We start from the raw sequence: 4,407 nt of genomic DNA on the forward strand, positions 1-4,407 counted from the left end.
GCGCGCCCTCGGGCGTGGGCCGGCCAATGCCATCGGTGGTGTCGATCCGGAACTGGTGCGCCTCCACAAACCAGGGCTGCGCGCCCCGCAGCGCAGATACGGCTTCACCCAAAGCCAGCAACAGCGCCGACCACACCGGCTGCGCCACGGTTGCGTCCGCCATCGGCGCAAACCAGCGCTGCATACCGCCGTGCAAGGCGTTGTATTCCAGGGGCTGCCAGTGGGCACGGTGTGGCACCGCCTCCACCTGCCGCCCGTTCACCACAAAACAGCTGTGCCGCCGGCGCCGGTAGCGTCCGCCGTCCTTCAGGTAATCGTCGCTGGGCAGATCGTCCCAGCTGGCGTGCAAACCCGCCAAGGCCTGGCCCGGCACCGCCAGCCACTGACAGACGCCGTCTGGCGCCAACAAGGCGAAGCCCGCCGTTTTCAGGGCGTGGTCGCGGCCGGCCAAGGGCACGAAGGGGGGTTGGAATTCGCTGGTCATGGCCGAGCAGTTTAACGGCGCGACCCAAGCCCTTCCGCCAATGTGGCATGGGCCTGCTGCACGCCCAGCACCGCGCTGTATCCCCACTTCCTGCGCTGGATCAAAACCGCTTGCGGTACACGCTGTCAAGCTTTGACAGACCAAGGAGATCAACGCCATGAACCACGTAGACCCGTCCCGTGCCGTGTTGCTGGACTTCGCGCCCATGGACCAGACGCACACCGAGTTCCTCCGTTTGCTGACCGAGGTACAAGCCGCGTCCGACAACGATCTGCCACAGGCCTGGCGCCTGCTGCTGGATCACGCAACGCGCCAGTTTGACCAGGAAGACACCTGGATGCGCGACACCGCCTACGCTTCGGGCCAGACCCACCGGCTGCAACACCGGGTGGTGTTGCACCTGATGCAGGAGGCCTTGGACAAGCTGCAAGGCCATGAGTGGGCGGAAGTTCGCACCATGGCACAAGAGCTTGGCAACTGGTTTGGCAAACACACCCAGACAATGGACGCTGCGCTGGCCATGCACCTGCGCCAGCACGACCTCTGAGTCGCCTGCGACCCTTGTGCAAGCAGGCACGGGACTGCCCTGGAAGCGGTGCTGCCGCGGGCATGGCCTCGGCCGGTGCGCGGCAGCACTTGTTTATGCTCTCGCTTGGAGGAACTCCGCCCATGGTCACCCCAGCCCCGACGGCCCAGCCGCCATCCGACGAGCCGACGCCGCAAGACAGCGGCAGCGGCCCCGCGCCTGAGGCGCCATCGGTTCTGTCTCTTCCCTTGGCCCACTTGCGCTGGACCGATCCCTTGCACTGGCTGCGCATGGGCTGGACCGACTTCTTGCGCTGCCCACACATCGGCCTCTTCTATGGCCTGTGTTTCTTTCTCATGGGCCATGCCCTGCTCGCCGTCTTCCAGTCGGCACCCGCCTACGTGTTGGCCCTGAGCGCGGGCTTTCTGCTCATGGGACCGTTCCTGTGCCTGGGGCTTTACGACGCCAGCCAGGCCATGCAAACCCCGTCCCGCCATCCGTCGCTGCGGCACTCGCTGCAGGCCTGGCGCCCCACCAAGGGCAGCATGGGCATTTTTGCCGGCGTGCTGCTGATCCTGGAAATGCTTTGGGGTCGGGCCGCGTTGGTGGTGTTCGCGGTCAGCTTCAACGCCATGCCCTCCGCCACCGGGCTGCTGCAGCAGTTGTTCGACCCGGAAAATATCGCGTTTCTGATCACCTACGTGTTGGTGGGTGGTGTGTTTGCCGGGTTGATCTTCGTCACCAGCGTGATCGCCATCCCCATGATCCTGGACCGCCAGGTGGACGCCGTATCGGCCGGGCTCACCAGCATCCGCGCCTGCCTGCAAAACCCCGGTGTGATGTTCTTCTGGGGCCTTTGCATCACCGGCCTGGTTCTGCTGGCCATGCTGCCGTTTTTTCTGGGCTTGCTGGTGGTCGGCCCGGTCATCGGCCACGCCACCTGGCACGCCTATCAGCACACACTACTGGCTGCGCCCAACCCGCCGACAACCGACGCCCACCGTACGAGCTGAGCGGAGCACAACGGAAAAGAAAAAAGCCCAAGTGATTCATCACTTGGGCTTAATCTTGGAGGAGCGAGAGGGATTCGAACCCTCGATGGGGTTTAATCCCCATACTCCCTTAGCAGGGGAGCACCTTCGGCCACTCGGTCATCACTCCAAGCCGCATATTATGCCTCAAGTCGGCGCATCTATCTGAGCGCCGGCCCCATCAGTTCGAGATGCTGTCGGCCGCCTGGTCCAGGTCGAACTCGCGGTGCAAGGCGCGCACCGCCAGTTCCATGTACTTCTCGTCGATCACGACCGAGGTCTTGATTTCGGAAGTGGAAATCATCTGGATATTGATGCCTTCCACGCTCAGGCACTTGAACATGCGGCTGGCCACGCCCACGTGGCTGCGCATGCCGATACCGACGATGCTGACCTTGCAGATGCGGGTGTCGCCCACCACTTCTGCTGCACCGAGTATGGGCAGCACAAGCGCGTTGAGCAGATCAAGGGCCTTTTGGTAATCGTTGCGGTGCACGGTGAAGCTGAAGTCGGTCTTGCCGTCTTTGCTCACGTTCTGGATGATCACATCGACTTCGATGTTGGCTTCGGCCACAGGGCCCAGGATCTGGTAGGCCATGCCCGGGGTGTCGGGCACACCGAGCACGGCAATCTTGGCTTCGTCGCGGTTGAAAGCAATGCCAGAAACGACGGCTTGTTCCATATCTTCGTCTTCCTCAAAAGTGATCAGGGTGCCGGAGGCGGCTTCGGTATCCAGGTCGATGTCCCAGGGCGTGAAACTGGAGAGCACGCGCAAGGGCACGCGGTATTTGCCGGCAAACTCCACCGAGCGGATCTGCAGCACCTTGCTGCCCATGCTGGCCATTTCCAGCATTTCCTCAAAGCTCACGCGCAACAGGCGACGCGCTTCGGGCACCACGCGGGGATCGGTGGTGTAGACGCCATCCACATCGGTGTAGATCAGGCATTCGGCGGCCTTCAGTGCGGCGGCCACGGCCACGGCCGAGGTGTCGCTGCCGCCACGGCCCAAGGTGGTGATGTTGCCCAGCGGATCGATACCCTGAAAGCCGGTGACGATGACCACGCGGCCCGCATCCAGATCGGCGCGCACACGGGCGTCGTCGATGGATTCGATGCGCGCCTTGGTGTGTGCGCTGTTGGTCTTGATCGGTACTTGCCAGCCAGCGTAGCTGACCGCCTCAATGCCCTGGGCTTGCAGCGCAATCGCCAGCAGCGCAGACGAGGCCTGCTCGCCGGTGGCCGCCAGCATGTCGAGCTCGCGGTCGTAGGCGGTGTCGGCCTTGGTCGGCGCAAGCTCTTTGGCCAGGCCGAGCAAGCGGTTGGTCTCGCCGCTCATGGCGCTGGGCACCACGACCATTTGATGACCGGCGCGGTGCCATTTGGCCACGCGCAGCGCGACGTTGCGGATGCGTTCGGTCGACCCCATGGAGGTGCCGCCGTACTTGTGAACTATCAATGCCATGGAATGGGTTTTCGTTGAAAAACAAGGCCTGCCGCGACCTTGTTGTGTGTTCTTTGCCCGGTCTCAATGCAGACGCGCTGCCCGGCAAAACCTGTCAATTATATCGGCGGGGTGTAATCCAGCCGCTCACCGCTGCGTACCACAAAGCCCAGCCCCACCTTGATGTGGATACGGTGGCCGCGTGTGGCGCAGGCTTCCACCTGGTCGAGCAATTCGTCGAGCTGCGCCGTGCTGGCGCGGGCGCCGTGCCGGTGCAGCAACCAGTACCGCAACAGGTTGGCCTGCCGGTCGCGTCGCAAGCTCCGCAGCGGTGTCAATGCGGGCGGGGCACCGGTCTGCGCCATGTCCATGGCCGCCAAATCATCGAGCAGGCGCTGGGCCTGGGCGGCGTGGCGGGCGCTGCGCGCCAGCGCCTGCCGGTGGCCGGGAAAACAGGCCTGCCAGGCCGGCAACAACAAGGCGCGGATGCGGTTGCGGGTGTAGCGCTGGTCGGTGTTGCTGGGGTCTTCGGCAAACCCGTGTCCGCTGGCAACCAACCAAGCCCGCAGGGCTTGTGGCTCCAGGTCCAGCAAAGGGCGGTCAAAGCGCACGCCGTGCCGCGTGAACTGCGCCGGCATGGCCGCCAGGCCCGGCACGCCAGCGCCTCGGCTGAGTGCCAGCAACACCGTTTCGACCTGGTCGTCGGCATGTTGCCCCAACAGCACACAAGCCACACCCTGCGCCAGGGCCATGGCCGCCAGCGCGCTGTAGCGCCCCTGGCGTGCCGCGTCCTCGGGACTTTGCCCGGGACGATGCGCCGCCTGGATGTGCCGCACATGCAAGGCGATCTGGTGCTGCGCACAGCTTGCGCGCGCCTGCGCTTCAAAATGATCGGCGGCGGCTTGTAAACCGTGGTGCACATGCA

At 64.4% G+C, this 4,407-nt stretch carries 5 protein-coding genes and 1 tRNA gene; 2 read left to right on the top strand and 4 right to left on the bottom strand.

All coding sequences use genetic code 11. The features are described from left to right. Positions 1-484, bottom strand: a 484-nt coding sequence (locus tag ABYB95_RS17720; RefSeq protein WP_372659911.1) for a 2OG-Fe dioxygenase family protein, incomplete at its 3' end; no start/stop codon positions are given. A 157-nt stretch (positions 485-641) separates the two neighbouring features. Between ABYB95_RS17720 and ABYB95_RS17725 the strand changes: the two genes are divergently transcribed. Further along, positions 642-1,031 carry a hemerythrin domain-containing protein gene (locus tag ABYB95_RS17725; protein ID WP_372659913.1) on the top strand — a complete coding sequence of 130 codons (390 nt, stop codon included), beginning with the start codon at positions 642-644 and terminating at the stop codon, positions 1,029-1,031. A gap of 122 nt (positions 1,032-1,153) precedes the next feature. Further along, a complete protein-coding gene (locus ABYB95_RS17730) occupies positions 1,154-2,023 on the top strand; it encodes a DUF2189 domain-containing protein (RefSeq protein WP_372659915.1) in 870 nt (289 codons plus the stop codon). Positions 2,024-2,079: 56 nt separating this feature from the next. Here the strand turns inward: ABYB95_RS17730 and ABYB95_RS17735 are convergent. The 3 genes from ABYB95_RS17735 to tilS all read right to left on the bottom strand — a co-directional run. Next, positions 2,080-2,171: transfer RNA gene (locus ABYB95_RS17735), tRNA-Ser, on the bottom strand. Between the two features lie 51 nt (positions 2,172-2,222). Continuing rightward, positions 2,223-3,503, bottom strand: coding sequence for an aspartate kinase (locus tag ABYB95_RS17740; RefSeq protein WP_372659917.1), 1,281 nt, complete (start codon positions 3,501-3,503; stop codon positions 2,223-2,225). Positions 3,504-3,601: 98 nt separating this feature from the next. Beyond that, a partial coding sequence (gene tilS, locus ABYB95_RS17745) for a tRNA lysidine(34) synthetase TilS (RefSeq protein ID WP_372659919.1) occupies positions 3,602-4,407 on the bottom strand: 806 nt, incomplete at its 5' end.

The organism is Hydrogenophaga sp., assembly GCF_041633695.1.
Taxonomy (GTDB): Bacteria; Pseudomonadota; Gammaproteobacteria; order Burkholderiales; family Burkholderiaceae_C; genus Hydrogenophaga.